This is a genomic window from Sphingobacterium litopenaei, from assembly GCF_014692495.1.
GTDB classification, from domain to species: Bacteria; Bacteroidota; Bacteroidia; order Sphingobacteriales; family Sphingobacteriaceae; genus Sphingobacterium; species Sphingobacterium litopenaei.
The window spans coordinates 187,877-213,971 of the sequence record NZ_JACOIJ010000003.1 but is presented as its reverse complement, the minus strand read 5'-3'; the positions used below and the strand labels follow the sequence as shown (position 1 = coordinate 213,971).

Below are 26,095 nucleotides of genomic sequence, written 5' to 3'. Positions count from 1 at the left end.
TTTGATTAGTAACTCTTTATGTTTGTGTTATACTTTTTCGTTTTTGATGTATTCGCCCATGATGCTGAAATTTACCGTATGTTTCAAGACTTTGCGAATAGCGGCATCGTAGTCTGATTGCTTTTTCCATTCTACATCTACATAGAAATCATATTCATTTCGACGTCCAACTACGGGCATAGATTGTATTTTACTCAGATTAACATTTTGTTCAGCAAAACATTGCAATACTGCTGCTAAAGAACCTACCGCATTACCAGTTTGGAAAGATAAAGAAGCTTTATTAGCACCTTTTTGCTCTACGACTTCGTTTGCTAATATTAAGAAACGTGTTGCGTTCTTTTTGTGTGTCTCAATACGTTTTTCTAAAATATTCAGACCATAAATCTTCGCTGCATATTCACTTGCTACTGCTGCAGTATGTGTCAGCTTCTCATCTGCAATTTTCTTGGCACAACCTGCAGTATCCATACCTTCTTTGATCGTCCATTCTGGATGCTCTCCTAAGAATTCATCACATTGACGAATGGCAATGGGGTGGGATTCTACAAATTGAATATCACTCAATTTTACACCTGGTAAAGCCAATAGATTTTGCTGAATATTTAAGTGTACTTCTCCAATAATATGGAATCTGTAATCTCTTAGTAGATTGTAATTCGGTAAAATACTTCCTGCGATAGAATTTTCAATTGCCATCACTACATAGTCTGCTTTGCCTTGTTTAAGCATTTCGCAGGTTTGTTTGAAAGAACCACATTCAATAGTTTCGATATCCTGACCGAAATATTTGTAAGCAGCTTCTTCGTGGAATGATGCTTTTACACCTTGAATTGCAATTTTTATACTCATGTCGTTTTTATGTTCACAAAAAAAGTCCCAGTTTCAAACCGGGACTTTAGTATTTATCTTCTTAACTCAACACTATAATTAGTCCCGTCCTTTATTGCTAAAATAAAAGAAGTAGTAGAAATTATATGTGTTAAAGTTTTTCATTTCTCGTTTTGATAATCCAAAGGTATACCAATATTTTTTAATTCCAAAATATTTGTAAAAAAAAATATTTTTTTGATCAATTTTTAGCTTAAAAATGTGGTAAAAATATACGGTATTTTCTTGTGAATTTTAGTGTTAAAACAAGGTGTTTTTAAGGTTAGAAAATCTAAAAAATTTGTTTATTCTTCAATAAGGCTGCTTTTGGCTTTTTTTATTGTTTAAAATTATGAAGAAATTTTTAATAAAAAATAATGTTTTTTATGTGTGTTTTTTGATATGTAAAATTTATAAAAAACATATAAATTTTAGTGTTGTTTGATGCTTTTATGAGTGGTTTTATAATTGAAATATATTTAATAATATTGTGTTCTTAACAAAAAGTAGTTTATGATATATGTATTAATAAGTGTTTGCTGTAGTGTATTGGTAGGGGTGTTAATCAAATTGGCGAGGCAAAAGCAGGTCAATGTACAACAATTAGTACTCTGGAATTACCCCACTACAGTAGTCCTGACATATTTATTATTACAGCCCCATTTGCAAGGTTTGCGATGGAATTCACTTCCCTATCAGTTTTATATTCCTTTAACTTTTCTTTTACCATCCTTATTTATATTTATTGCACTAGCAGTGAAATATAGTGGCATAGTAAAGACAGATGTGGCACAACGCATGTCTTTATTTATACCGTTAATTGCATCTTTTGTGATTTTTAATGAAGTTTTAAAAGTTAACAAACTCATAGGAATTGCGGTAGGATTAATAGCTGTTGCTTGTTCGGTCAGTTGGGGTAAGGCGCAGAATAGGCGAACTAGAAAAAACTCAGTGTATCCTATTATAGTATTCGTAGGAATGGGATTTATTGATATTCTATTCAAACAAATTGCCTTGTATAGTGATATTCCTTACACGACATCTATGTTTATCGTATTTGTAGGAGCAATGATTTTTGCGTTTTTGATATTATTGTATCGAGTAGGAATACAAAAAAAACGTTTGGACAAATCAGCAATTGTCTGGGGATTAATATTAGGTTTATTTAACTTTGCAAATATTTATTATTACATGAAAGCCCATCGCGCAATAGCTGATAATCCATCTATAGTTTTTACAGCGATGAATGTTGGAGTAATAGTCTTGGGAAGTTTGGTGGGAGTATTTCTGTTTAATGAAAAACTCAGCTTAACGAACAAAATAGGTTTAGTGCTGGCTGTAGTGTCAATACTTTTAATTGCATACCTGTGAGTTTATTTGAAGATACGTACTTTACTATTGAAGAACCTGCCGAAGGTATATTTCGAGACAAGGGAAGTAAGTTTATTGCTTATGCCTATCCTTTTAAGGATGAAAATAAGCTTAAGGAAATTATAGGAGAGCTAAAGTCGTTGCATCCAAAAGCGCGACATCACTGTTGGGCGTATCGTTTGTCGCCAGATCGAACAGTTTTTCGAGTGAACGATGATGGAGAACCATCTGGAACTGCGGGAAGACCTATTTTGAATGCCTTACTTTCCAAAGACGTTACAAATATTTTGGTTGTAGTTGTAAGATATTTTGGAGGTACTTTACTTGGAGTTCCTGGTTTAATTAATGCTTACAAAACAGCAACCCAAGAAGCTTTAGCTAATGCAGTTGTCGTAGAAAAAACAGTCAATGATGTGTATCAAATTGACTTTGAGTATTTGGCTATGAATGATGTGATGCGTGTCATCAAGGATGAAAATATTACTGTTTTGGACCAACAATTTGATAATGCTTGTGTTATGACTGTAGAAATGCGCAAAATGCAGGTTAATACTTTTATGCAGAAAATGGAAAAGGTCGAAGGCGCTCGCATTACGTATTTGCGAACGCTTTAAATACTAATTCGGTGAAAGTCCTTTTCGTGTAGAATCGAATTTCAATAGAATAAACAATAATATTGTAAAACTCCATAATGAGGAGCCACCGTAACTAATAAATGGTAATGGAATTCCAATAACAGGTACAATCCCTATTGTCATTCCAATATTGATAAAGAAGTGGAAAAATAGGATAGAAGCCACTCCGTAAGCATAAACTCGCGCAAAAGTGGTGCGTTGCCTTTCAGCAATATGAATGATACGCAAAAGCAAGAAAATATAGATACCTATCAAAGTTAAACAACCAACGAATCCCCATTCCTCACCAACTGTACAAAAGATAAAATCCGTACTTTGTTCTGGAACGAAATTGTATTTCGTTTGTGTCCCTTGTAAATATCCTTTTCCAAATAATTTTCCTGAACCAATAGCAATTTTGGATTGGTTAAGATTATAACCCTGACCTTTCGGGTCATCCATTTTGCCTAATATAATATCAATACGATTTCTTTGGTGCGATTGTAAAACATTTTCATAAGCAAAGTCAACACTTAACACGTATACACTAGCAACAGCGAAAATTACTCCTATATCGATTAAATACTTTCTTTTCTTACCGAGTAAAAATATAAATACAACACAGACAGCAGCGATTAGACCAATTAAAATCCACTGATTTACCAATAAGGCTAAAACGAACAAGAGTATAGCTAAACCACCAAATATAAGCAGTTTCGTTCCTACAAATCCTTCACGGTAAAATACAAATATTAGGGAAAAGAAGGCTAGAGCAGAACCTGTATCGGGTTGTAACATAACCAAAAAAACTGGAAAAAGCACGATACAAGCACCTATAACTAAACCCTTCATTGTTGGGACTTTGTTAGTCTGGGTATTTAGAAAATAAGCTAAGAGGAGACAGGTCGCTAATTTTCCGAATTCAGAAGGTTGTAAGCGGAAACTTCCGATAGGTATCCAAGCTTGATTACCTCCGACATTTCGTCCCACAACCAATACTGCTACGAGTAGCAATGTTACGACCACATAGATAAACGGAGTCGCAGAAATAAAAAATCGTTGGTCTATGATAAGTATACTGAAGCCAATTATTAGAGCAGTAAAGATATAAATTGACTGTTTGCCATAATTGGTAGCCATACTGAATAATCCTGGATTTTCAGGGTCATATACAGCAGCATGAATGTTGAACCAGCCAATAAGACATAATAGCAACCACAAACAAATAGTCACCCAATCAATTTTTCCCAGAAATCCTTTCTTATCATTGTGCATAGTTTCTTCTTATTTGACTATGGTGAACCAATAAATTTTTGTTGTTTTTCTCCCGTGCTGCAGCTTGTTTTACTGGAGTAGAATTATTTTGTGAATTCTTTGTGCTATCTTTTTTTTCTTTTACCGTAGGCTTAATTTCCTTGGTTTTTACTTTAGGCAAAATAACAGCATTCATGACGCGATCTTGGATATATTTTGGTAATGTAATCGTATCCTTGATATATTTTTCTACCAGCATACTGGCGATCGGAGCAGCCCAGGTACCACCATATCCTGCATTTTCTACAAATACTGCGATAGCTATTTTAGGATTTTCTCGAGGAGCAAAAGCAAAGAATACCGCGTGGTTTTCCCCATGAGGATTTTGCACTGTACCGGTCTTACCACACATTTCAATACCGGGAATTTTAGAAGCGGCAGCTGTACCAGAAGAAACCGCACGACTCATTCCCTCAATTACCGGTTCGTAATATTTAGCATCTACACCCGCCCAAATTTTTTCTGTAAATTCCTTTTTTACAATTTTTTCTTCGCCAATACCTTTAATTAAGTGTGGTCGATAATAGAATCCTCGATTTGCCACAATAGCCATAATATTTGCCATTTGCAAAGGTGTAATCCCTAATTGACCTTGACCAATAGATTGTGATATGTTGTAACTAGAAGTCCATTTGTTACTGCCAAAATTTTTGGTGTAATAATCCGAAGGGAATACATTTCCACCTTTTTCACCCGGTAAATCAATACCTAGAGGGTGACCTAAGCCGAATTTCATCAAACCATCACGCCATAAATCGTAAGCTTTGTAGCTCGGCATGCCACGTCTATCGAGCATATGTGCATAGACATAACCATAATAGGTGTTGCAAGATTTTTGAATTGACTTTACTAAATCAGTGGGACCATCTACGTGGGTACAGCGCATTATTGCATTACGGCCATAACGATAACCCCCAGGACAATTGAAAATTGTCTGTGCATTGATCACGCCCGCTTGTTGGGCTGTAAGTGCTGCAACAACCTTAAATACAGAACCAGGAGGATATGATGCTTGAATTGGTCGGTTAAACATAGGTTTGTAGGGGTCGTTCAACATTTTCATGTAGTTATTTCCCCTTTCGCGCCCAACCATTAAATTTGGATTATAACTCGGACTACTTACATAAGTTAAAATTTCTCCAGTAGATGGCTCTATAGCTACTACAGAACCTAATTTATTGCGCATCAGTTTTTCAGCTAATAGTTGCAATTCTTTGTCTAATGAAGAAACAAGACCTTCTCCCGAAATAGCTAAAGTGTCATATTTACCTTCCATGAACGAACCTTGAGGCCTATTCAGGGCATCTACCATTTGGTTTTTAACACCTCGCGTTCCGCGTAATAATTCTTCATAAGAACGTTCAACTCCTGAAGCGCCTATATAATCACCCGAGCGATAAAATCCCTTAGACCGCTCGATATCTTTCTCTGTGACTTCTAAAATATAACCTAAAAATTGCGCAGCAACGCTATCTGGATAAGTACGTATATTACGATCTACAGTATAAAAACCGTTGAATTTATCCATATGTTCCTGAAGAACAGCAAAGGTTTCTTTTGGAATTAATTTTTCAAATATGGAAGCTCGGTAAGGAGAGTGGTCACGCGCTTTTTTCATGCGCTTATCAAACCCTTCGCGGTCTATATCGATCAATCTACAAAGTAGTGCAGTATCAATGTTTTTGGCTTCCTTAGGAATGACCATCAAATCATAAACAGGTTCATTCTGTACTAAAATTTCACCATTTCGATCTAAGATAACACCACGTGCGGGGTATTCTATTACTTTACGTAGGACGTTATTATTGGCTGATAATAAGTAAGAATCGTCAATTATCTGTAAGTAAAATAATCTAGCGATTAGGGTCAATGCTATAATAAGGATAATACCTTGAATAACGTATTTACGTTCGAAAAAACTATTCATGAAAGAACCTTATTAATTAATGACACGAGACTTTTTGTGGTATGTCAATAAGCTTATAACAAATATTAATATTAATGTAAACACCCCGCTTAATGCAATACTAAGGAGTGTATGTATAAAATTATAAAAAGAGAATGCTTCTACAAAAAATAAAACAACATGATGAATTACTACAGACAATACGATATAGGTACTGTACCATTTAAAACCCATATTTCCCCAAGAAGGTGTATTGAAAGATTCTTGCTCATCCAATTCAATCGTAATTTTATGAAAGAATATTCTGAAATAAGCTAAGGCTACACAAGCTGCAGCATGTATACCAATACTGTCGTAAAACGCATCAATGGATAATCCTGTAAGAAATGCTAATGTATAGAGCAAAAAATTTGGTAATCCAATAGGTAATAAGAGAATGATGAGGATATATGGAAATGCTACCGCTATATTGTAATATCCTATATTTTTAAGCACTGCTACTTGCAGAATAAGTAACACCAAAAAACGAATGATATTAAAAATTATAATTCTACCCATTGTCTTCGTTTAATGATTCTAACTCTAATTTTTCCTTCGCTAATTTGTCTTTGACTATATAGACGTGGGTTAATTTCTCAAATTTTGTAGTCAACAAGATTCGAACATCCTTAAATGATCCACCCGAAACAATATCTGTTTGAACAACATATCCCACTTTTATTCCTTTCGGAAATTTAGTCGAATATCCCGAAGTATAGATTGGTTGTCCGACATACAATTTGACGTGGTTAGGAATATCTCGAACCATAGCAAATCTAGATTCTGTATTATCTCCCCATACTAATGAACCAAAAGCTGAAGACGTGGAATCCACTGAAACAGAAATTTTGGTATCTGGATGCAATAAGGATTTTATGGTACTGAAGTGCAGAGAAACATTTAAAACTGTTCCAACAACACCGTTAGAAGTAATAACGCCCATATCTTTTTCTATACCATCCAAAGATCCTTTATTGATAGTAATGTAGTTGCTTCGTTGATGTACACTATTATTTACTACAGATGCAACGACAAATTCATAACGACTTGGATTGTCCATTGAATCTGTAATCAATGGTTCATTAATACTGTCTTTTGCCACCATTTCTTGCAACTGATGTCTTAGTAAGGCATTCTCATCCAACAAATCTTTATTTGCTTCGGCAAGATGCATGTATTCTTTCCAAGAATTGACATTACTATAGAAAGATCCAACAACGACGTTGGAAGAATTCACAAAAGAAGAGCGTTGATAATTATTGTTGTTAACAACAAGAGCTAATGAAAACACGAAAAATAGTATAAACCAAAAGAAGGCATTATATCGGACTAAGAAGAGCCACAAATTTTTCATGAAAAGGTGTGTTGACTAAATTTAAATTTATTGTTAACAAATACGCGATATAGAAGAAGTAATACTTTTCTATATCGCGTCTAAATATTTTATATTGAGAAGATTATTGCATTAAGAATTTGAATCTTCCAATGTTTTTCAACGCAATACCAGTACCACGAACTACCGCACGAAGAGGATCCTCCGCCACATGAACTGGAAGTTTTGTCTTAGCTTGAATACGTTTGTCCAGCCCTCTTAATAAAGCTCCACCACCTGTTAAATAAATACCAGTTTGGTAAATATCTGCAGATAATTCAGGAGGAGTGATCTCCAAAGCTTTTAGAATTGCTTCTTCAATTTTAGAAATTGATTTGTCTAGACAATGCGCTATCTCCGTGTAAGATACTGTAATTTGTTTAGGAATACCAGTCATCAAGTCACGACCTTGAACTGCAAAATCCGCAGGCGGATCTGATAATTCTGGTAATGCAGCACCTACTTCAATTTTAATTTTTTCAGCAGTACGCTCACCAATCATGATATTATGTTGACGACGGATGTATTGTACGATATCCGAGTCAAAGTTGTCACCCGCTACGCGAATAGACTGATCACACACAATACCTGATAATGCTATAACAGCAATTTCTGTTGTACCACCACCGATATCAATAATCATATTACCAACAGGTTCTTCTACGTCGATACCAATACCTACGGCAGCAGCCATTGGCTCATGAATAAGATAAACTTCTTTAGCTCCCGCAATTTCTGCTGAATCACGTACAGCACGTTTTTCAACTTCAGTAATACCTGAAGGAATACATACCACCATACGTAATGATGGGAAAAACCAAGATTTACCATTGTTAACCAGTTTCACCATACCGCGAATCAATGCTTCTGCTGCAGTGAAGTCAGCGATTACACCATCACGTAGAGGTCTTACTGTTCTTATATTGTCGTGCGTTTTACCTTCCATTTGCATCGCTTGTCTACCAATAGCAATTACTTTATTGGTAGTGCGATCAAATGCTACTATCGAAGGTTCATCCACTACTACTTTGTCGTTATGTATAATTAGGGTGTTTGCCGTCCCCAAGTCAATCGCAACTTCTTGCGTAAACCAATTGAATAAACCCATTTAAAAAGTCCTGATTCTTTGTGAAAAATTTGAACAAAATTAATTAAAAAAACTGATTATGATAATAGCTTCACGATAAAAACCGATAATAAATTTTCTTTTTTATTAGCAATTCGATATTCTATTCTCGTATCCGTATTTAACGCACATTTTTATTGAATTATTGCACATCCAATTTTATGTAGTAGTTGAATGTATCTACTTTTAGGTTGTCTTTTTTCAATCCTTCAATGTTTATTTTTGAAAAAGTGTCCGTTAATATTACTCGCTTGAGTATATTTTCCGTACCTAAATGAATTGGCATTTTGAATTCTTTAACATTTGTTTTCCATCGACCTAAAGCCTCGCCATTAGAGTTAAACTTTATTTCAAGAGTAGGAATAACGTTGGTTTGAACATACTGCTCAAATACCTTGCTTAAATCCAGCGCAGAATGCTTGGAAATATAATTAACAATATCATTATAATCTACCTGATTGTGTTTGAAATCTTTATTTAAACTTCTCAAGATAAACCGCCATTTGGTATCGTCATCCACCATAGTTCGTATCATATTCCAAAATACGCCGCCTTTGACATACATATCTCCTGATCCTTCTTTGTTGACATGGTAAGGACCTTGCATAGGTTTATCATTTAAGATTCCGCTACGATTTCCATACACATAGTCTTGCCCAGGTTTTTTACCATAAAAATATTCTATAAATAAAGATTCGGAATAATTGGTAAAACTCTCATGTATCCACATATCAGCGATATCTTTTGCCGTGATATTGTTTCCAAACCACTCATGACCGCTTTCGTGAACGACAATGAAATCCCATTTTTTACCCCAACCCGTATTGGATCCATCTCTTCCTAAATAGCCATTCTGATACTTGTTGCCATAAGCAATAGCAGATTGATGTTCCATTCCCAAATGCGCCGTTTCCACAATTTTATAACTGTCTTCGTAGAAAGGGTAAGGACCAAACCAATATTCAAAAGCTTCTAATGTTTGTGCAACATTTTTCTTCAAGTGCGCTCTTTTTTCTTCGGTGTCATTCTCGCGGAGAATATAATAGTCCGCATCCATCATCCCATCTTCTGTTTTGATTTTTTGCCGAAATCGTACGTAGTCGCCGATATTCAAAGAGACATTGTAGTTGTTAATCGGATTAACTACTCGCCAATGGTATTTGGTATATCCATCTTGCAGCGAATCTACTTTTATCAGCCTTCCGTTGGACACGTTCATGAGTTCTTTTGGAACGGCTACCGATATAAGCATACTATCAGGTTCATCGGATTGATGATCCTTATTTGGCCACCATGCACTAGCACCAAGACCTTGCACAGCTGTAGCTACAAAAGGTTTTCCATTACTGTCTTTTTTCCAATCAAAACCACCATCCCATGGAGCACGGGTAGCTTGAATAGGATTTCCGGAATAATATACTTTGAAGGTTTCTACTGTACCTTTCTTAATTGTTTTAGGAAATGTGACAAAAACGGCATTGTATTCTCTCGTGAACGCTAGATTCTGTCCTTCATATTCCACTTTGTCTACCGATAAATTATCGAATAGGTCAAATTGTAATTTCTTAAAATCCTGAATTGCTTTAACTTTAAATAGGTTAGAGCCAGATATAAATTTATTATCGATATCTACTTTGATATCCAAATGGTAGAATTGGACATCATAACAGGTCCTTAATGGTGTTAATTGTCCTCGAAGAGAATCAGCTTTATTATATAGATCTTTTGCGCGCATCAATTGCGCTTTGGATGGGGCAGAAGTAAGGCAGAATGCAGCAATAATCGTACTTGCAAAAAAAGTTTTATTCATTTATTTCGATGTAATCAGAAGTTTTAGGGATGTTTTGTAAAATAGGTTTCCAGTTTTCGGGCAGGGTTGTGAGTTTGCGTGCAACTAAATCAAGCCAAGCGCCATCTACATTTACGGTAGCAGCTACATCTCCGTTTGATTTTAAAATTTTATGTTGGAAGGAAAATCTACCGTTTATCGTATTGATTTTACTTAGTTCTGTGGATACTTTGATGAACTCGTCTAGCTTAACTTCACGATGGTAAATGAGTTCTTCGCGAAAAAGAATAGGACCAATTTTATTTTTAGCAAATTCATCTAACGATAATCCTATTTTGTTTAACATATTGCTTCGGGCTTGGGCACAAAAATCGGCATAAGCGGAATGTCTAAGGTGTCTATTAGCGTCTATTTGACTCCATAGCACCTGTCCTTCATAATAGATGTTGTCGTTCATAATTAATTCATATGCCCTAAAATAGTAATTAATATCAATTTATAGGCTTAAACCTTAAAGTAAAAGAGCGATAAAACCTATTTTATCGCTCTTTTTAGTCCTGAATATTTTTATATATTAAATTGGAGAGGCTAACTGCATTAATATAGCCGTTAACCAACCAGCATAGGTTCCAATAGCGTAGCTAAACACCGATAAAATGACACCGACGGAAATCAGAGAAGGATGGAAGGCAGCTGACATTACTGATGCCGATGCCACTCCTCCAACATTTGCCATACTTCCTACGGCATAGTAGAAGAAAGGAATTTTAAAGATTTTAGCTACTATAAATAGAAGTAAGGCGTGGAATGAAATCCAAAGGATACCAACAATAAATAATCCAGGGTTTTGGAGAATGGCCAAAATGTCCATTTGCATACCGATAGTGACGATCAACATGTACAACAAGGCTGTTCCCATTTTGGAGGCGCCTACATTTTCTAGTTTACGCAAAGGTGTAAAAGAAAGACAAACACTGATAATAGTAGCAAATAGTATTATCCAAAAAAATGTATTGGTCAAAGAGAAGGTCTCTAATTGAGGATAGTTAACCATAATGTAAGCAGCTACTGGCTCAGCCAAAAAGGTAGCCAACCCTGTTCCAGCAAATGCCACTGATAACATAATTATGATATCTTTAGTTTCTGGCATTTTAGCATTTTCTTTCGCTTTTTTCTCCAATTTCACCATTAATTCATCTACATCTCGTGCGTCAGCCTTGAAAAATTTATCCATCAATTTGCTTTTGCTCGCACCATATAATAAAAGTGCCATCCAAGTGTATGCTACGAATACGTCGACTGCAATAATAGAAGAAAAAAGCTTCGGTGAAGGTTGAAGGATTTCTTTTAATGCGACTTGGTTAGCGCTACCACCAATCCAAGACCCTGCAAGTGAACCCAGACCTCGCCAAACTTCATCCGGACCAGAGCCTCCAACTACTTGTGGAGCTACTAATGATGTAAGGTAAACCGCTAATGGTCCTCCGAGTAATATTCCGACTGTTCCGGTAATGAACATCAATCCCGCCCTTTTGCGTAGGGCCCACATTTCTTTAATATCCAAATTAAGAATAAACAAAATCAAACATGCAGGAAGGAAATAGCGACTTCCGATAGTTGTTAATGGAGAATTAGCTCCGTCAAATACATGAAATGAATTTAAAACTCCGGGTAAAAAATAGCATAAAAGTAAAGGGGGGATAATATCATAAAAGCCTTTTATGAATTTGTTATTGATTCCAGAAGTATAAAAAACTAATCCTAAGATTGCCATCAGTATACCGACAATCACAGTATTATTGGTGATAAGTGGTTCTATTTGTTGTACGCTTTCCATGGTTTATCATTAAAATGCTGTGAAAATATGTAATATTTTTGATGTTTTTGGTAATAAAAACAGAAAGTAATGACTTTCAACTTCCTAAAAATTATATAAAGTTGCATATTTAACGTATGAAATATTCTAGACGAAATTTTATTAAAACAAGTGGTCTTGTACTAGGCACTTTGCCTTTTGCATCTATGGCCAATTCAATAAACCTGAATAGAAAAATTAAAGTAGGATTGATAGGTTGTGGGGGTAGAGGAGTAGGTGCACTAATACAGGCTATGTCTGCAGATCCTGATGTTATTATTACAGCTTTGGCTGATGTTTTTCCGGAGCAAGTGGATCAAGCATTGAAACTTGCGATGAAAAAGGATAGTGCAAGAGTTGATGTGCCTAAAGAAAGACAATTTTTGGGTTTCGAAAGTTACAAAGATCTTATAGATACCGATGTTGATATAGTTTTATTGTGCAGTCCGCCAAACTTCAGACCTGATCATATTGAATATGCGGTATCAAAAGGCAAACATATTTTTTGCGAAAAACCTGTAGCGATTGATATCCCTGGACTTAAACGTGTGATGGAAACAGTAAAAATTGCGAAAGAGAAGAATTTAAATATTGTGTCTGGATTCTGTTTTCGCTATTTGACGCCCAATCGTGAAATTATGAAACGTGTAGCGGAAGGCGATATTGGGGAGGTAAAATCGGTGACTACTTTTAGGTGTGGTGGCGAGAATACGTTAAAACTACGTCTAGCTTCTTATAATGAAATGCAGTATCAATTAAAAAACTGGTATTATTTCCAGCGTTATGCTGCAGATCTAATCGTAGAACAAACTGTTCATAGTCTGGATTATATGAATTGGATTATGAATAATAAATTGCCAAAATCTGTGTTTGCAACTGGTGGAAGACAAACATGGAAATGGGATGCTATTGGCAATGGTTTCGATCATTTTGCAGTAGAATATGATTATGGGAATGGGGTGAAAGGAGTACATTTTGGAAGACAACAAAGCGGAACAGATAGTCGTAATTCTGTAGAGGTTTTGGGTTCTAAGGGAAATGTTGAAGTTAACCTGATGAGTTCTTATAAAATTCACGGAGAAAAGCCGTACGAGTTTTCAGGCAATTCTAATAATATGTACCAAACGCAGCACGATGAGCTTTTAGCAGCGGTGCGCTCAGGTAACGTAATAAATGATGGTGATCATATGGTAAATTCTACCTTATTGGCCATTTGGGGTAAAATCTCAGCTTACACAGGTAAACGCATCACTTACGAGCAAATTATGTCTTCCAAAGAAGTGCTTAGTCCGCTTTCTAAAGATTTTTCTTGGGATATGCCTGCGGACAATATGGAAATTGCTAGACCAGGCATGAAATCATTTGTATAATGGAGAAGATTAAAATATTAGTAGTAGGTTGTGGCAATATGGGGGCTTCTCATGCAAAAGCTTACCACGATTTTCCAGAATTTGAAATAGCCGGTTTAGTATCACGAGGTAATAGTAAATTAGCGCTTCAGCAGAGTTTAGGATCAGATTACAATTTGTTTGAAGATTATGAAGAAGCTTTAGTCGAAACAAAACCTGATGCTGTGTGCATTTCGACTTATCCCGATACGCATGAAGAATATGCCGTAAAAGCGTTTGAAGCAGGCGCGCATGTTTTTATTGAAAAACCTTTAGCGGATACTGTTGTTGGTGCTCAACGCGTGATCGATGCGGCTAATAAGGCAGGTAAGAAGTTGGTCGTAGGATATATTCTAAGACATCACCCTTCTTGGATGCGTTTTATTGAGGAAGGAAAAAAACTAGGTTCACCGTTAGTATTTCGCATGAATCTCAATCAGCAAAGCCAAGGTTATATGTGGGACGTGCATCGTAATTTGATGAAGAGCTTGAGTCCAATTGTAGATTGTGGAGTACATTATATTGATGTGATGTGTCAAATGACAACTGCTAAACCTATTTCAGTTTCAGCTATAGGTGCTCGCTTGACGGAAGATATTCCGACGGACAATTATAATTATGGCCAATTGCAGATTCGTTTTGATGATGGGTCTGTTGGTTGGTATGAAGCTGGATGGGGGCCTATGGTTAGCCAAACTGCTTTTTTTGTGAAAGATGTATTTGGGCCAAAAGGTTCTGTTTCCATCGTTGCAAAAGAAGCATCAAAGGATGGAAAGTCCGATTCTATAGAAGCGCACACCAAAACCGAGTCCATACGGGTACATCATGCAGCTGTCGATTCAAATAATAACTTTTTACAAGAAGATAAATGGATTAATTTGACGGATGAGCCCGATCATCAAGAATTGTGCAATCGTGAACAGAGGTTCTTTTACGAAGCAATTATTAATGATTTCGATATATCCAAATCGATGGACGATGCGCTAAATAGTTTAAAAATTGCATTAGCTTGTGATGAAAGCGTCAGAACTGGGGAAATAGTTAAGCTATAATACCAACTAAAGATATTTAATAATAAATGTCCCTTAAATAAATAAGGGACATTTATTATTTCAACATATGTTTCACACCTTCGAAAGTCATTTTGACTGGAATGATTTTTCCATCTTTGTCAAATTTCATTTCGTCTATACAGGTAACTCTATCGTGTGCACTTGTTTTTCCTAAAGGTCTTCGGTGATACACAATGTAATATTTTTCTTTATTAGGAATTTTGATAACCGAATGATGTCCAGCACCAGTAGCAATATTTGGGTCTTGTTCGAGAATGGTATTTACCCTTTCAAATGGGCCTAGAGGATTATCCGCAATTGCGTAAGCTACTTTATAATCAGGTCCAGTCCATCCACCTTCTGACCACATAAAGTAATATTTTCCGTCTTTGATAAACATAATTGGACCTTCTACATAATCTTTAGGAGTAACCTCTTTATAATATGTTCCATCATCAAAAGGAATCAATTTAGTAAAATCAGAACTTAATTTCACCACATTGCAATGTTTCCAACCACCATAATACATATAAAATGTGCCGTCCTTATCCTTAAATACAAACTGGTCAATAGGTTGGGCGCCATTGATGATATCACTAATTAATGGTTTTCCTAATAAATCTTTGTATGGCCCCTCGGGTTTGTCTGCTACAGCTACTCCAATTCCGCCTACTTCTCCTTGATGGACATCATTGGCTGCAAAGAAAAAATAATATTTCCCATTATTCTCAATTACTGAAGGCGCCCACATCGCACGCTTTGCCCATTTTATTTCTTTATTGTCTAAGATATTAGCATGTTTAGTCCATGTAGCCAAATCTTTCGAGGAAAAGGCATCAAACTTAATTTGTTCCTCATAAGGTGCCGAATATGTAGGATAAATCCAGTAGGTATTATTATAAATAATTGCTTCAGGATCTGCATAATTTCCTGGGAAAACGGGGTTTTGTTGACTAAAAGCATTTAGCTCTAAAAAAAGAAATGTAACGAGTATCAAAAATTTTCTCATAAAATTTAAGGGTTGGTTTATAGATAGATAGTAAATATACAATCTTAAAGATATTTCTGCTTATTATGTCCGTAAAATATTGATTACAACATGTAGGATGGAGAAATTAAAAAACATGATTAAGGTCTATTGATCTCAGATATTTTGTTAATTTAGAATAATGAAACTGTTTATCGAACTAATTAAATTTCTCCGATATCCTAAAGACGAACAATACGAAATTTCTTTTAGACAAAAACTAAGAATATTCGGTATTCTTTTGCTTTTTGAAATAGCCATTCTTTGTTTCCTAGTTTATCCTATTTATGAATTTGTCGATTATATAACTCCTTTACGAGAATCGGCTGTATTCGAAGATTATACTTTGATAACCAGCATTCTTATGCTTGTTTTATTAGTGCCGTTAATTGAAGAATTCTTTTTTAGATATATTTTAAGATATTCAGGTTTAGTTGCTATTATAGTGAGCAGAGAATCATGGGATAAAATTTTTCCATATTTGGTGTATATATTATCACTTTCTTTTGGAATTGTTCATGCTTCCAATTATGATAATAATGATACTATATATTATATTTTTATTCCTTTTTTGTTTCTGTCTCAAATAACTGGAGGATTAATAATCTCATTTATTCGTGTTAAACTAAATTTTTGGTGGGGTGTATTATTTCATTCGAGCTGGAATCTTTTATTTGTTATTTTATTTCCATTAATTGTTTCATTATTTGATAAACCATTTGTTCAAGAAGATAATCGATATTCTTTGGTGATAGAAGAGGTGCCATTTTTTAAATCTAATAATCCAAAAATTCTTCAGATAAAAAATCAAAATGATACCATTTATTTGATATCGCTAAAACAGCAAAGTTTTCAATCTGTGTTGGATACGCTATATGGTAAGGGAAGTTATTATACGGATCCCATACTTATTAATTTATCGCTCCAATCTGAAAAAGGAATCCTTAAAAATGAATTGTTGAATGTTATTAAAGATGAATATGATATTATTTCTTTGGAAACTTTGAAGAAAATTAAATAAGTATCAACGGATATAAATTGATAAAATAAAGACGTAAACCCCTCAAAATATATGATACGATAGAAGAAGGGCTATTGCTTATTCTCATTTATAGTTCCCAAATAATACGTGTCATTAAATCACCTCTTGAATTTTCATGGGATAAGGGTATACCTCCTACAAGTCCAACCATTAAATTGTGTCTTACAGCAACTTTAACTTGAGGTCGCAGATAATCATGAAAACCATTTCCATCAATATCCATGTTATTTTCTAAGCCTATGAAGTTTTTTGTATTCGGAATAACATACAAACAGCTGGCATTTATTGTGGCTCCAGTCCCAATCATATGTTCTTGTAATCATTATTAAAAACAGGTCCAGTATATAATATGGTGTTAAAATTATGGAAGTTTTTAGCAGCTATAAATACTGGATTCATTCGCATTCCCGTAAATATGTTTCCTTGATTAATAATTCCTTAAATGTGTTCAATTCAAACTCATGAACATAAGCGAATGCCATTGATAATTTTCTGTTCTCATTTACCAAAAATGTATACTGAGAAGCAAGTTTTAAACCTTCTATTTTATTTCCTGGCAAAGTGAAATGAGTATTGTCTTTATTAAGTTGGTTAAATGAGAATGGTACTTCGACTTCCATACCTAATCGGTTCGCAATAGCCCATTCATACTCTACAAATCCGTAGAATTCATTATAATGCTTGTGGTTGTTTCTTCCAAAACCAACATTTATTTCTGCTTCGCCTTTTCGTGCGCCTAAATCTCGCATTAAATCTATATACAATGGTTCGGCATGATCTACTTTCGGAGGTAATTTAGTTAAAGTAGTGTCTTTTATGGAATGATTTTGATTATTCAACTGATTTTGACCAAATGTCGTTAGTGATAGAAGAAGCAGTAAAATCGTATAATTAATTTTCATAGCATTATTTTACGACAAACCTATTAGCAGAATTGGGAATAAAATGGGAATAAAACTTATTTAATAGAATAAGTATTGGTAAAGAGGAGTGTTTTTTAGATTAAAACCTTTAATAAGTAAATTTTTCTAAAAACTGTGCATAAAAAAAGCCCGACATTACTGTCGAGCTTTCGTACCTAGGGCGGGAATCGAACCCGCACTCCTTTAACAGGAACAGGATTTTAAGTCCTGCGTGTCTACCAGTTCCACCACCTAGGCAACTCTGGAGCGAAAAACGAGATTCGAACTCGCGACCCCAACCTTGGCAAGGTTGTGCTCTACCAACTGAGCTATTTTCGCTTTTTTAAGTCTTTCAAGTTGTCTGGACATCGCGTCCTTCCGATTTGATGATGCAAATATAGAGCTATAATCTAGTTTTGCAAAATGTTTTTGAAAATAAAATGGCTTTTTTTTAGTGTTTAAAGCCATTTGTTTGATAATCAGTGAGAATAATTTCTAAAAACATTCCTTTCCGACAAAATCATTAAAATTTTTCCTTAAAGAGATGAATAAACGAGATTAAAATGTAGTTTATGCTAAAAAACTGTTTTTATAAACTGTTTTGAGTTTAAATTTTAGCTTAGTGATAACAAAATGTTCAATTATTAAACTTTTTAATTAGATTTTATGAAAAAAAATATCATTTTTTCTTGTTTTGTATTAAAATATTTCCATTATTTGTTTTATAAATTTGTTTAAATTGAAATTTAATCAATAAAAATATTGAAATATGTAATTTATTTATGGTGTTTTGTAATAATTTCAAATTTAAATACTTAAAAAGTGAGAAATTAACCTATTAATACAAACTAAACACAAAATTTATGAGAAAAAAATCTTTACTTTTATCGTTATTTATGATGGGTGCATTTGCTTATGCACAGGAAAGTACAAGTGGATTGGAAATTTCTGGTTCAGCAGACGCGTATTGGAAGTATGATTTTGCAAAAGGAGAAAATATAGGAACATACTTTGCCAGTGATCATAATTCTGTTTCATTAGGAATGCTTGCATTAGGATTGAAAAAAACAACAGGAAAGGCTTCTTTTGTAGGAGAGTTATCTTTTGGTCCAAGAGGTCAATATCAATCTCTACTTAATGGAGACGGCGTGGGTGCTAATGAAAGTAACTCATTTAATATTCAAAATTTATATGTTGATTATGCTTTCTCCGATAAATTTTCGATGACTGCAGGTTTTATGGGAACATTTGTGGGATATGAAGTGATTTCACCAGCTTCAAATTTTCATTATAGTACTTCTTATTTATTTGGTGCGGGACCCTTCCAAAATGCAGGTATAAAAGGTACTTATGCTTTCTCAGATAAAGTATCTTTAATGGCTGGTATTTTCAACGATTGGAATGAATACAAAGATTTAAATGGGGTATCACATTTTGGAGCTCAATTGAGTTTAGCGCCTGTTGATGGATTAAGTATTTATGCTAATTTCCTTACTGGATCATCTGTAGGAGGAGAAGATAATTATTCATCGGGTACTATTTATGACTTAGTAGCTAGTTATGATGTGACGGAGAAATTCTCTTTAGGGTTGAATGCAGCTGATTATACATTTAAATCAGAAGGTGGATATCAAGGAATAGCATTATATCCAAAATTTAGTGTAACAGATTATGCAGAGATTGGGGTTAGAGGTGAGTACTTCGCAGAGAAAGAAGTTGGTGGCATTGAAGGTGACAAATATACTTCTTTTACATTAACTGGTAAATTGACGCATGGGGGATTAGCATTTATCCCAGAGTTTCGATTTGACTCAAGTGATGCTAAACCTTTCTATAAAAGTGATTTCGTAACACCTACTAAATCAGCTTCACAATTTTCATTAGCCTTAGTGTACTCTTTTTAATAAAATATAAAAGTGTTATAATTAGTCAAATTGGTTTTATAAATGGAAGAAGGGATTTTGATTTATCAAAATCCCTTTCTAATTCGTCTTACTCTGCAGTTTTCTTAAGGTTTTCTAATTCCTTTCGAAGTGCTTCAATTTCCGCTTTTTGTTCTTTAATAGCAGCAACCAAAACAGGGATTAAGTTTTCATTATTTACTTCATCATATTGAAATGCTTTTGTTGCATTTTTACCTGTTTTGTAAATTTTAGCTTGCTTTGTTATTACTTCAGGAGAAGCATTCGCAGTAGTGAAACCATATTGTTTGCTTTTTGGTAATTCAAAAGCTTTGTATTTTTCTGTATTAAAATTGAAAGTTACAGGCTCCAAGCTATTTAGTACCGCAAAAGGTTGAGAAATAGTCTGAACATTTACTTTTAGTTCTTTTTCTTCAATTTGTTGTGCGTTTGCAGTGTGTGCAAACCCCATAATAGCGCCAATAATGACAATTGATTTTATAGTCATATTTATATGATTTTATAAATGAAATATTTGTTTTATGTTTTAAAAATGGAAAATTTAAGCGTTAAGCTTTTGCATTTGGAGGAGGGTAATGCATTTGAAAATAGCGAAATGGCAAACTACTTTTTCTTTCGTAAAAATCCAGTTTTAAACTCGTAGATGTAAATAAAAAATTAAAGTTAGATTGAATAAATACTTCTATTTCATTCATCTTCTCAATCTCCTTGGTTTCTTTTTCCGTTGAGAACGAATCCAATATCTCAATTTCTTGAGAGATCGCCTGAGTAACTGCCGAAGTCATTTTATATGCAAAACAAGCCAATAATATTACGGAGAGTATGTATTGAACCAATTGTTTTCGCATATGATTAAAGTATTATTTTTTTCTTATTTCCGTAAAAATAAATAAAAGTTGCTTTTTTCAAAACAGTTATTCTGTTACATTTTTGTCATATAACACGCTTTATAACAGCTTTAGCCTTTCGAAAATCAATTCATTTTCATAACCTTTGGACTGTATGTAACGTACCAATTTCGATTTCTCTTCGTAAGATAAATTGCTAATTGCTCTTGTAGCTTTTTTAAGTATAATTTGATCCAGCTTTTCTATATATTCGTCATAATCGATCTCTTTTAGTGCAATTTTAATTAGGGGAGCTGATATCCGCTTCGATTTTAAATGTTGAGTTATTTTTATTTTTCCCCAATCTTTCATTCTAAATTTCCCACGAACATAGGCTTTAGCAAAACGTTCTTCATTAAGAAAATTGTCAGAAATCAAATTAGCGATGATGTTTTCTACATCTTCTTCATGCAATCCCATCTCGTAAAGTTTGTCCCTAACTTCTTGTTGAGGACGTTCTTGGTAAGCACAATAATTTTCAATCTTCAGTTTGGCCTGATGAGGAGTATATTTCTTTTTATTTCTTTCGAAATCTTCCATGTTACAAATCTTGAAAAAATGATAGACTTATTAAAAAATAATGGTGAAATTTGTTTTGAACAAACAAAGCTATGTACGTTATCTCAGATATAATCAAGCACCTGGTGCCGATTAAAACTTTTCTGGCAAATCCTAATTTAACTTTTGATATTTTATCATATGACACACGTAAAATAAGAACGGGTGAAAGAAGTTTATTTTTTGCTTTGCAGGCACAGCAGGACGGGCATAAATTTATAACAGATGGATATCATAAAGGCGTGCGCAATTTTGTTGTTTCAGACCTTAATTTTTCCGTTGAATCTTATCCAGATGCAAATTTTATTTGGGTAGAGGATACTTTGCGTGCAATGCAAGCATTAGCTGCTATGCATCGTAATGAGATTACAATTCCGATTATTGGGATCACTGGAAGTAATGGAAAGACTATTGTAAAAGAATGGTTGGCACAATTGCTCAAAGAAGAAAAGAAAGTATACCAAAGTCCAAAAAGCTACAATTCGCAACTAGGTGTTGCACTCTCGTTGTGGAATCTGACTAATGAGTATAATGTCGCCTTGATCGAAGCGGGGATAAGTACCGTGCACGAGATGGATTATTTACAAAAAATGATACGTCCGACATGGGGAATTCTGACATCTTTGGGTACTGCGCATCGTGAAGGTTTTCCATCCAAAGAAGAAAAGTTAAAAGAGAAATGGAAGCTTTTTGATAGTGCGGAAAAAATAATCGTTCCTTCTGATCAGATTCCTGAAAATTTTTTAAATGCAAGAAAGGTAATTAGTTGGGGTAATTTACTTGCGGATAAACTTCAAGTACTAAAATCTGGAATTTCAGGTTATTCTACTCATTTAACTTTAACATACGGGGGTAAGGAGTTTAATATTGAAGCACCTTTTACGGATAAGGCTTCTATAGAGAATGTGCTTACTTGTATACTTGTTCTGTTGGAATTGGGGTATAATTCTGAGATCATTAAAGAGCGTGTTTCTAGATTGAAGCATTTAGATATGCGTCTTCAGTTGAAGAAAGGAAAGAATAATAGCAGTATCATTGATGACACGTATTCTAATGATTTGGCTTCGCTGAATATTGCTTTGGATTTTTTGAATCAACAAAATCAATTCGATAAGAAAAAGTTAGTTTTAAGTGATTTTGAAGGAGAGGAATGGACTGAAAAATTCCAAACAAAACTGAATAACTTATTATCAACGGTGATTTTGGATGAAGTTATTTTAATCGGAGAACGTTTCAAGAATTTTAAATATTCTTCAAACGGTACCGTTAGAATTTACGAAACTACCGATGAGTTATTAGCTAATTTAACGCAATTGAATTTTTCAAATGCTGTAGTGTTAATAAAAGGGGCGCGTAAATATAAGCTGGAAAGTCTAAGTCGTCGTCTGACTGAGAAATCGCATGAAACAATTCTGCAAATTAATTTGAAGTCCTTGGAGCATAATCTCAAACAATACCGTTCTAAAATAGATGCTTCGGTCAAGATGATGGCTATGGTTAAAGCTTTTTCGTATGGAAGTGGTTCCTTTGAGGTGGCTAATATTTTGCAGTTTAATAATGTCGATTATTTGACAGTGGCGTTCGTAGATGAGGGGAGCGAATTGCGACGTGGAGGAGTTAAATTACCGATAATGGTGTTAAGTCCCCACGAAAGTGCTTTTGAAGATATTATTCAGTATAAACTTGAGCCTGAGATATATTCGAAGCGTATACTTAAAGCTTTTGTTAAGTTCTTAGCTGACCGTGAAATTACAGCTTATCCTATCCATATCAAATTAGATACTGGAATGCATAGACTAGGTTTTATGGAGAACGAAATAGACGATCTTTTAACTACTTTAAAATCTCAAAATCATGTCAAAGTCCAATCGGCATTGTCACATTTGGTTGGAGCAGGTGCTGAAGAATTCAAGGAGTTCACAGAACAGCAAATTTCACTGTATAAACGTCTTAGTGAAAAGATTAGATCTGCCATTGGGTATGATTTTATTCGCCATATTTGCAATACTTCTGGTATAGTACATAATCCTGAAGCGCATATGGATATGGTACGATTGGGGATAGGCCTGTATGGTTATGATATGAGTCCAAAAGACCTTAATCTGGAAGAGGTAAGTGTACTGAAAACAACTATTACGCAGATAAAGCATATCCCAAAAGAAGAAACTATTGGTTATGATCGGAAAGGTGTATTGACTCGAGATTCAGTCATCGCGACAGTGAAAATTGGCTACGCCGATGGATATAACCGTCGTTTTGGAAATGGGGTGGGTGAGATGATGATTAATGGTCATCTGGTTAAGACGGTTGGAAATATCTGTATGGATATGTGCATGTTGGACATTACCGACATCGAAGCTAAAGAAGGGGATGAGGTGTATGTGTTTCCGGATGTAGCTTTGGCAGCGAAACGCATAGGTACAATTCCTTATGAGTTACTAACAGGAATATCATCACGTGTTAAACGTGTATATTATTACGAATAAATCTAAATCATTATATGTTTAAGAAGCTTTTTCAACGAATTTTATATTATCTGATCAAGGGAATATTAGTAGTAGTACCTGTCGCAGGAGCTATATTTTTAATTATATGGATCTTCGCGTCGTTAGATAATGCACTCAATATTTCACAGCATTTTCTGGAAGATGAGCAAGGTCATCCTTTATACATACCAGGAATAGGTTTACTTACGGTTATATGTATTCTTATATTGGTTGGATTTATCTTTACGACTTTTGTGACTGCTCCTATTCGTCAATGGTTGAGTCGTACGATCAATCGTATTCCGCTATTTAATACGTTATATTCTTCTATAAAAGATTTTACAGAAGCATTTGTTGGCGACGCTAAAAAATTCAATGAACCGGTCTTAGTTCAAGTGAATGAAATGGGCTTAAAGAAAATAGGTTTTTTGACACAACGTGACTTATCTAGAGTAGGTTTGGATAGTGAAGTAATCGTTTATTTTCCTTACTCTTATTCATTTGCTGGACAGGTAGTTGTTGTAGAGTCTAGGTTTGTTGAAAAATTGAATATGTCCGCAACGGATGCTATGAAATTAGTGGTGTCTGGTGGTGTTTCAGGATTAGAATAATATGGCGAATTTTATCTCGAAATTATTTCAAAAAACGCCACAACTCGATGAAGCTAAATTAGCTTTACAAGCTCAAATTAGCGTTCAAAATGCCGTTTTGGATAAACATTTAGTGGCTTTGGCTGTTCAACAGAATAGATTGCAGGCAATAGAAAGCCTTATTTCTTTGACAACTGTTGTGGATGAAAGCAACTTAAGAACTCTACACGATGAGATTAATCTTTTGAAGGAATATGTACTGGCATATAAAGCTTTAAAAGGGGAGAATTTTTTCATTACGTTGCAGAATAATGTTGACGAATCAAGTGATTATAAAATTTTTCCTTTTGTGCTTATTCCGTTAGTTCAGAATGCTATAGTAAATGGTTATACAACGATGGAAAAATATCCAATTCGGATCAAGTTAAATAGCATTGGCGATACATTTAAAATCGAGGTAAGTAATAGAGTAAATCATTATATCGCGAATCAAGAAGATACTGCGCTTATCGATAATTTCAAAGCACGTTTGGAACTGATATACCCAAATAAGCACAGTTTGTTCATCAATAGTAACAGTGCTACATTTAAAGCTACATTACTCTTAATATAGGGCTATATTTTTACGTATTTCTTTTGTTGCAATCTTTATTTTAATTTATCATTTATTTATATTTACTTATAAAGAAAAACAAGGTCGGATTTAAATCTAGAAATATTATGATAGGAACATTAATAGAAAAAGAAGATATAGTAAACCACAAAATTTTAGCAGCCGAAGTAAACAGATCCGAGGAATTAAGAAGTAAATTGACAGATGCACAACGATTGGGTAACGAATTTAAATCTAAGGCATCTATAGTATTTAATACAGTTGATGGCCCCTTGCGTGTAGAAACGACAGTGTGGTCAGTCACTGATCGATATGTTCAAATCAAAAGTGGCGTTTTAATTCCTCTTGCAGCCATTATTCAAGTGGAATTTTAGATAATTTGTAATTTAAGCCCTTCAAATTTTGAAGGGCTTTTTAATTATTCAACAGGCGTTACTGATTTTTTGGTATGATTGACATCCAATACAGGAACGAGCCCTTCAGCAGGCATATAAATGATTTGTGGCAAATCACCTTTATCTGCCAATTTCTCTAATGTACGAATGAAGAGATATTGATTATACGTAGTATTCAGCGTTCCATTTTCTAATTTCATCGCTTCAGCCATACCTTTAGCACGCTCAATTTCGGCTTGTGCATTCAGTTTTTCAGCTTCTAATCGAGCTCTTGCTTCCTCAATCAATATTTTACGGTTTTGTTCTGCTTTAGCCATTTCTGCTTTACCAGCCATTTCCTGTTGCCATACATTGTAGAGTGGAAGTCCAAACATCAAAATGATGATGATTAATACGACTATCCCAATAATTATCCCTATAGGTTTTGAACTTTTCATATACGTACCTTACTTTTCTATTAATTTCTTATTATAACTCATTTTATACATATCAAATCCTTCAGCCCAATAATCTTTATGTCGCTCTAATAACTTGAATCCATTCTTTTCATAAAAGGCATAGGCATGTTGTGAAGTACGCACAATGATGGACTTAATATTTTTTCTAGTCGCAATTATTTCCAAACGGTGATTTAATAGTAATGTTCCTATACCTTGTTTGTGGAACCCTATATCTACTACATCCCAACTGATCTTAGCCAGTTGTTTTTCCCTGTCGTAATTAATTCCAGCGCCCGCAATAATTTTATCCTCTAATACGGCTACGAAATAGTCTTGGATTTCGGTCTCTAAATACGTTTTGTAATCTTCAATTTCAGTTACGGCAAAGTATTCAGGCGTATTGTTTTTTATGATTTGCAATAATGCGGTACTATCTTCTGGTTTGAATTTTCTTATCAAAATAGCACTATCCATAATTCCATTATACTTTGTCAGAAGATACTAAAATTATTCTAAAAAATGAAATGAGAGGAATTT

The 26,095-nt window shown here is 34.4% G+C and carries 27 protein-coding genes and 2 tRNA genes; 10 read left to right on the top strand and 19 right to left on the bottom strand.

The features are described from left to right. Positions 1-27: 27 nt before the first annotated feature. Positions 28-852 carry a prephenate dehydratase gene (locus tag H8B04_RS03125; RefSeq protein ID WP_190301419.1) on the bottom strand — a complete coding sequence of 275 codons (825 nt, stop codon included), beginning with the start codon at positions 850-852 and terminating at the stop codon, positions 28-30. Positions 853-1,383: 531 nt separating this feature from the next. On the opposite strand from H8B04_RS03125, the gene H8B04_RS03120 reads away from it, so the two are divergent. Beyond that, positions 1,384-2,241, top strand: a complete 858-nt coding sequence (locus H8B04_RS03120) for a DMT family transporter (protein WP_190301418.1) — start codon at positions 1,384-1,386, stop codon at positions 2,239-2,241. Next, a complete protein-coding gene (locus tag H8B04_RS03115; protein ID WP_190301417.1) occupies positions 2,238-2,855 on the top strand; it encodes an IMPACT family protein in 618 nt (205 codons plus the stop codon). Before H8B04_RS03120 ends, H8B04_RS03115 begins: the two co-directional genes overlap by 4 nt. Positions 2,856-2,858: 3 nt before the next feature. Here H8B04_RS03115 and rodA read toward each other — a convergent pair whose 3' ends face one another. The 8 genes from rodA to H8B04_RS03075 all read right to left on the bottom strand — a co-directional run bounded on the left by rodA (position 2,859) and on the right by H8B04_RS03075 (position 12,238). Further along, the gene (rodA, locus tag H8B04_RS03110; RefSeq protein ID WP_165291640.1) at positions 2,859-4,130 is read right to left on the bottom strand and encodes a rod shape-determining protein RodA; all 1,272 of its coding nucleotides are present in this window, start codon (positions 4,128-4,130) and stop codon (positions 2,859-2,861) included. After that, complete coding sequence (gene mrdA / locus H8B04_RS03105) at positions 4,120-6,096, bottom strand: penicillin-binding protein 2 (RefSeq protein WP_190301416.1); 1,977 nt, start codon at positions 6,094-6,096, stop codon at positions 4,120-4,122. Before mrdA ends, rodA begins: the two co-directional genes overlap by 11 nt. Before the next feature lie 12 nt (positions 6,097-6,108). Next, positions 6,109-6,633, bottom strand: coding sequence for a rod shape-determining protein MreD (locus H8B04_RS03100; RefSeq protein ID WP_190301415.1), 525 nt, complete (start codon positions 6,631-6,633; stop codon positions 6,109-6,111). Continuing rightward, on the bottom strand, positions 6,626-7,468 hold the full coding sequence (gene mreC, locus H8B04_RS03095) for a rod shape-determining protein MreC (protein ID WP_190301414.1): 843 nt from the start codon (positions 7,466-7,468) through the stop codon (positions 6,626-6,628). The genes H8B04_RS03100 and mreC overlap by 8 nt, the downstream gene beginning before the upstream one ends. A gap of 103 nt (positions 7,469-7,571) precedes the next feature. Further along, positions 7,572-8,594 (bottom strand): rod shape-determining protein, encoded by a 1,023-nt coding sequence (locus H8B04_RS03090; protein WP_165291644.1) that lies wholly within the window; start codon positions 8,592-8,594, stop codon positions 7,572-7,574. Positions 8,595-8,754: 160 nt separating this feature from the next. Beyond that, the gene (locus H8B04_RS03085; RefSeq protein ID WP_190301413.1) at positions 8,755-10,422 is read right to left on the bottom strand and encodes a M1 family metallopeptidase; all 1,668 of its coding nucleotides are present in this window, start codon (positions 10,420-10,422) and stop codon (positions 8,755-8,757) included. Continuing rightward, entirely contained in the window at positions 10,415-10,858 is a 444-nt protein-coding gene (locus H8B04_RS03080) for an acyl-CoA thioesterase (RefSeq protein ID WP_190301412.1), read from the bottom strand. Before H8B04_RS03080 ends, H8B04_RS03085 begins: the two co-directional genes overlap by 8 nt. Positions 10,859-10,975: 117 nt before the next feature. Further along, positions 10,976-12,238, bottom strand: a complete 1,263-nt coding sequence (locus H8B04_RS03075; RefSeq protein ID WP_190301411.1) for a DUF819 family protein — start codon at positions 12,236-12,238, stop codon at positions 10,976-10,978. Positions 12,239-12,354: 116 nt separating this feature from the next. On the opposite strand from H8B04_RS03075, the gene H8B04_RS03070 reads away from it, so the two are divergent. Both H8B04_RS03070 and H8B04_RS03065 read left to right on the top strand, forming a co-directional pair. Continuing rightward, a complete protein-coding gene (locus H8B04_RS03070; RefSeq protein ID WP_190301410.1) occupies positions 12,355-13,626 on the top strand; it encodes a Gfo/Idh/MocA family protein in 1,272 nt (423 codons plus the stop codon). Further along, on the top strand, positions 13,626-14,696 hold the full coding sequence (locus tag H8B04_RS03065) for a Gfo/Idh/MocA family protein (protein WP_190301409.1): 1,071 nt from the start codon (positions 13,626-13,628) through the stop codon (positions 14,694-14,696). The genes H8B04_RS03070 and H8B04_RS03065 overlap by 1 nt, the downstream gene beginning before the upstream one ends. Positions 14,697-14,751: 55 nt before the next feature. On the opposite strand, the gene H8B04_RS03060 is transcribed toward H8B04_RS03065, so the two are convergent. Next, entirely contained in the window at positions 14,752-15,705 is a 954-nt protein-coding gene (locus H8B04_RS03060) for a glycoside hydrolase family 43 protein (protein ID WP_190301408.1), read from the bottom strand. A 160-nt stretch (positions 15,706-15,865) separates the two neighbouring features. On the opposite strand from H8B04_RS03060, the gene H8B04_RS03055 reads away from it, so the two are divergent. Then, positions 15,866-16,744: a CPBP family intramembrane glutamic endopeptidase gene (locus H8B04_RS03055; RefSeq protein ID WP_190301407.1), complete on the top strand. Its 879-nt coding sequence runs from the start codon at positions 15,866-15,868 to the stop codon at positions 16,742-16,744. Between the two features lie 88 nt (positions 16,745-16,832). On the opposite strand, the gene H8B04_RS03050 is transcribed toward H8B04_RS03055, so the two are convergent. The 4 genes from H8B04_RS03050 to H8B04_RS03035 form a co-directional block, all read right to left on the bottom strand. Next, positions 16,833-17,072, bottom strand: coding sequence for a hypothetical protein (locus tag H8B04_RS03050; protein WP_190301406.1), 240 nt, complete (start codon positions 17,070-17,072; stop codon positions 16,833-16,835). An 88-nt stretch (positions 17,073-17,160) separates the two neighbouring features. Beyond that, on the bottom strand, positions 17,161-17,667 hold the full coding sequence (locus H8B04_RS03045; RefSeq protein ID WP_190301405.1) for an HAEPLYID family protein: 507 nt from the start codon (positions 17,665-17,667) through the stop codon (positions 17,161-17,163). A gap of 173 nt (positions 17,668-17,840) precedes the next feature. Beyond that, a tRNA-Leu gene (locus tag H8B04_RS03040) sits at positions 17,841-17,925 on the bottom strand. A gap of 5 nt (positions 17,926-17,930) precedes the next feature. Further along, positions 17,931-18,006: transfer RNA gene (locus H8B04_RS03035), tRNA-Gly, on the bottom strand. 524 nt (positions 18,007-18,530) lie between these two features. Between H8B04_RS03035 and H8B04_RS03030 the strand changes: the two genes are divergently transcribed. Continuing rightward, a complete protein-coding gene (locus tag H8B04_RS03030; RefSeq protein ID WP_165290731.1) occupies positions 18,531-19,571 on the top strand; it encodes an outer membrane beta-barrel protein in 1,041 nt (346 codons plus the stop codon). Positions 19,572-19,659: 88 nt separating this feature from the next. On the opposite strand, the gene H8B04_RS03025 is transcribed toward H8B04_RS03030, so the two are convergent. From H8B04_RS03025 to H8B04_RS03015, 3 genes are all read right to left on the bottom strand, one after another. Beyond that, positions 19,660-20,076: a tail fiber domain-containing protein gene (locus H8B04_RS03025; protein ID WP_165290730.1), complete on the bottom strand. Its 417-nt coding sequence runs from the start codon at positions 20,074-20,076 to the stop codon at positions 19,660-19,662. Positions 20,077-20,137: 61 nt separating this feature from the next. Continuing rightward, the gene (locus H8B04_RS03020) at positions 20,138-20,437 is read right to left on the bottom strand and encodes a hypothetical protein (RefSeq protein WP_190301404.1); all 300 of its coding nucleotides are present in this window, start codon (positions 20,435-20,437) and stop codon (positions 20,138-20,140) included. A gap of 99 nt (positions 20,438-20,536) precedes the next feature. Further along, entirely contained in the window at positions 20,537-21,016 is a 480-nt protein-coding gene (locus H8B04_RS03015; RefSeq protein ID WP_190301403.1) for a regulatory protein RecX, read from the bottom strand. A gap of 71 nt (positions 21,017-21,087) precedes the next feature. Here H8B04_RS03015 and H8B04_RS03010 point away from each other — a divergent pair, with 71 nt between their 5' ends. The 4 genes from H8B04_RS03010 (at position 21,088) to H8B04_RS02995 (ending at position 25,097) form a co-directional block, all read left to right on the top strand. Then, on the top strand, positions 21,088-23,520 hold the full coding sequence (locus H8B04_RS03010; RefSeq protein ID WP_190301402.1) for a bifunctional UDP-N-acetylmuramoyl-tripeptide:D-alanyl-D-alanine ligase/alanine racemase: 2,433 nt from the start codon (positions 21,088-21,090) through the stop codon (positions 23,518-23,520). 14 nt (positions 23,521-23,534) lie between these two features. Then, the gene (locus tag H8B04_RS03005; protein ID WP_165290726.1) at positions 23,535-24,131 is read left to right on the top strand and encodes a DUF502 domain-containing protein; all 597 of its coding nucleotides are present in this window, start codon (positions 23,535-23,537) and stop codon (positions 24,129-24,131) included. A 1-nt stretch (position 24,132) separates the two neighbouring features. Then, positions 24,133-24,723, top strand: coding sequence for a LytS family sensor histidine kinase (locus tag H8B04_RS03000; protein ID WP_190301401.1), 591 nt, complete (start codon positions 24,133-24,135; stop codon positions 24,721-24,723). Positions 24,724-24,830: 107 nt separating this feature from the next. Continuing rightward, positions 24,831-25,097, top strand: coding sequence for a hypothetical protein (locus H8B04_RS02995; protein WP_190301400.1), 267 nt, complete (start codon positions 24,831-24,833; stop codon positions 25,095-25,097). A gap of 44 nt (positions 25,098-25,141) precedes the next feature. Here H8B04_RS02995 and H8B04_RS02990 read toward each other — a convergent pair whose 3' ends face one another. Continuing rightward, on the bottom strand, positions 25,142-25,555 hold the full coding sequence (locus H8B04_RS02990) for a flotillin family protein (RefSeq protein ID WP_165290724.1): 414 nt from the start codon (positions 25,553-25,555) through the stop codon (positions 25,142-25,144). A 9-nt stretch (positions 25,556-25,564) separates the two neighbouring features. Beyond that, positions 25,565-26,032 (bottom strand): GNAT family N-acetyltransferase, encoded by a 468-nt coding sequence (locus H8B04_RS02985; RefSeq protein ID WP_190301399.1) that lies wholly within the window; start codon positions 26,030-26,032, stop codon positions 25,565-25,567. Between the last annotated feature and the right edge of the window lie 63 nt (positions 26,033-26,095).

Coding starts and splice junctions, on each gene's coding strand:
- H8B04_RS03080 (WP_190301412.1), bottom strand. CDS start 10,858: ATGAACGACAACATCTATTATGAAGGACAGGTGCTATGGAGTCAAATA.
- H8B04_RS03050 (WP_190301406.1), bottom strand. CDS start 17,072: ATGATTGGGACTGGAGCCACAATAAATGCCAGCTGTTTGTATGTTATT.
- H8B04_RS03055 (WP_190301407.1), top strand. CDS start 15,866: ATGAAACTGTTTATCGAACTAATTAAATTTCTCCGATATCCTAAAGAC.
- H8B04_RS03065 (WP_190301409.1), top strand. CDS start 13,626: ATGGAGAAGATTAAAATATTAGTAGTAGGTTGTGGCAATATGGGGGCT.
- H8B04_RS03015 (WP_190301403.1), bottom strand. CDS start 21,016: ATGGAAGATTTCGAAAGAAATAAAAAGAAATATACTCCTCATCAGGCC.
- H8B04_RS02990 (WP_165290724.1), bottom strand. CDS start 25,555: ATGAAAAGTTCAAAACCTATAGGGATAATTATTGGGATAGTCGTATTA.
- H8B04_RS03025 (WP_165290730.1), bottom strand. CDS start 20,076: ATGACTATAAAATCAATTGTCATTATTGGCGCTATTATGGGGTTTGCA.
- H8B04_RS03120 (WP_190301418.1), top strand. CDS start 1,384: ATGATATATGTATTAATAAGTGTTTGCTGTAGTGTATTGGTAGGGGTG.
- H8B04_RS03060 (WP_190301408.1), bottom strand. CDS start 15,705: ATGAGAAAATTTTTGATACTCGTTACATTTCTTTTTTTAGAGCTAAAT.
- H8B04_RS03070 (WP_190301410.1), top strand. CDS start 12,355: ATGAAATATTCTAGACGAAATTTTATTAAAACAAGTGGTCTTGTACTA.
- H8B04_RS03100 (WP_190301415.1), bottom strand. CDS start 6,633: ATGGGTAGAATTATAATTTTTAATATCATTCGTTTTTTGGTGTTACTT.
- mrdA (WP_190301416.1), bottom strand. CDS start 6,096: ATGAATAGTTTTTTCGAACGTAAATACGTTATTCAAGGTATTATCCTT.
- rodA (WP_165291640.1), bottom strand. CDS start 4,130: ATGCACAATGATAAGAAAGGATTTCTGGGAAAAATTGATTGGGTGACT.
- H8B04_RS03085 (WP_190301413.1), bottom strand. CDS start 10,422: ATGAATAAAACTTTTTTTGCAAGTACGATTATTGCTGCATTCTGCCTT.
- H8B04_RS02985 (WP_190301399.1), bottom strand. CDS start 26,032: ATGGATAGTGCTATTTTGATAAGAAAATTCAAACCAGAAGATAGTACC.
- H8B04_RS03000 (WP_190301401.1), top strand. CDS start 24,133: ATGGCGAATTTTATCTCGAAATTATTTCAAAAAACGCCACAACTCGAT.
- H8B04_RS03090 (WP_165291644.1), bottom strand. CDS start 8,594: ATGGGTTTATTCAATTGGTTTACGCAAGAAGTTGCGATTGACTTGGGG.
- H8B04_RS03045 (WP_190301405.1), bottom strand. CDS start 17,667: ATGAAAATTAATTATACGATTTTACTGCTTCTTCTATCACTAACGACA.
- H8B04_RS03005 (WP_165290726.1), top strand. CDS start 23,535: ATGTTTAAGAAGCTTTTTCAACGAATTTTATATTATCTGATCAAGGGA.
- H8B04_RS02995 (WP_190301400.1), top strand. CDS start 24,831: ATGATAGGAACATTAATAGAAAAAGAAGATATAGTAAACCACAAAATT.
- H8B04_RS03075 (WP_190301411.1), bottom strand. CDS start 12,238: ATGGAAAGCGTACAACAAATAGAACCACTTATCACCAATAATACTGTG.
- H8B04_RS03010 (WP_190301402.1), top strand. CDS start 21,088: ATGTACGTTATCTCAGATATAATCAAGCACCTGGTGCCGATTAAAACT.
- H8B04_RS03020 (WP_190301404.1), bottom strand. CDS start 20,437: ATGCGAAAACAATTGGTTCAATACATACTCTCCGTAATATTATTGGCT.
- mreC (WP_190301414.1), bottom strand. CDS start 7,468: ATGAAAAATTTGTGGCTCTTCTTAGTCCGATATAATGCCTTCTTTTGG.
- H8B04_RS03030 (WP_165290731.1), top strand. CDS start 18,531: ATGAGAAAAAAATCTTTACTTTTATCGTTATTTATGATGGGTGCATTT.
- H8B04_RS03125 (WP_190301419.1), bottom strand. CDS start 852: ATGAGTATAAAAATTGCAATTCAAGGTGTAAAAGCATCATTCCACGAA.